Source organism: Nocardioides flavus (ex Wang et al. 2016) (assembly GCF_014653115.1).
GTDB classification, from domain to species: Bacteria; Actinomycetota; Actinomycetes; order Propionibacteriales; family Nocardioidaceae; genus Nocardioides; species Nocardioides flavus.
This window is the reverse complement of the sequence record NZ_BNAD01000035.1, coordinates 1-1,079: the sequence shown is the minus strand read 5'-3', so window position 1 is coordinate 1,079 and position 1,079 is coordinate 1. Positions and strand designations below refer to the sequence as shown.

General features: G+C 68.0%; 1 protein-coding gene. It reads left to right on the top strand.

The window, feature by feature from the left end; translation table 11 throughout:
- Positions 1–114 precede the first annotated feature (114 nt).
- A partial coding sequence (locus IE200_RS20475; RefSeq protein WP_191281342.1) for an IS256 family transposase occupies positions 115–1,079 on the top strand: 965 nt, incomplete at its 3' end.

Sequence of the window (1,079 nt, the reverse complement as noted above, 5' to 3'; positions counted from 1 at the left end):
ATAGTGGTGTAGCGCGGTCGCCGAGATCGTCACCGGCGTGTACGTCGGACGTAGGCGCGGCCACCGCGTGATCCTTCGAGTCAACCTTCTACCGAATCCTCGAGGACCATCACGATGACCGCTCCCCACATTGTCGACCCTGCACGTCTGCTTGGCGAAGCACTCGCCGAAGCATCGCCCGATCTGATGCGCGATCTGCTGCAGACGATGATCAACGCCCTGCTCTGTGCCGATGCCGATGCCGTGGTCGGCGCCGAGTACGGCCGCCCCACCCTAGGCCGGGTCAGCCAGCGCAACGGCTACCGCCACCGCGACCTCGACACCCGGGTCGGGACCATCGACGTCGCGATCCCCAAGCTCCGCAAGGGCACCTACTTCCCGGAGTGGCTGCTCGAGCGCCGCAAACGTGCCGAGGCGGCGCTGATCACTGTCGTGGCCGACTGCTACCTCGCCGGGGTGTCCACCCGGCGGATGGACAAGCTGGTCAAGACGCTGGGGATCGACTCCCTGTCGAAGTCACAGGTCTCGCGGATGGCAGCCGAGCTCGACGAACACGTCGAGCAGTTCCGGCACCGGCCATTGGATGCCGCCGGACCGTTCACCTTCGTCGCCGCCGACGCGTTGACGATGAAGCTGCGCGAGGGAGGCCGCGTGATCAACGCCGTGGTGCTGCTCGCGACCGGCGTCAACGGCGACGGGCACCGCGAGGTCCTCGGCATGCGCGTGGCCACCGCTGAGACCGGTCCGGTGTGGAACGAGTTCTTCGCCGACCTCGTCGCCCGCGGCCTGAGCGGGGTCCGCCTGGTCACCTCCGATGCCCACGCCGGCCTGGTCGAGGCGATCGCAGCGAACCTGCCCGGAGCCTCCTGGCAGCGCTGCCGCACCCACTACGCCGCGAACCTCATGAGCGTGACACCCAAGAGCATGTGGCCGGCCGTCAAGGCGATGCTGCACTCGGTCTACGACCAGCCCGACCGTCCCGCTGTCCATGCCCAGTTCGACCGGCTGCTCGACTACGTCGACGGCAAACTGCCCGAGGTCCACGACCACCTCGACGCTGCTCGCGCCGACATCCTCGC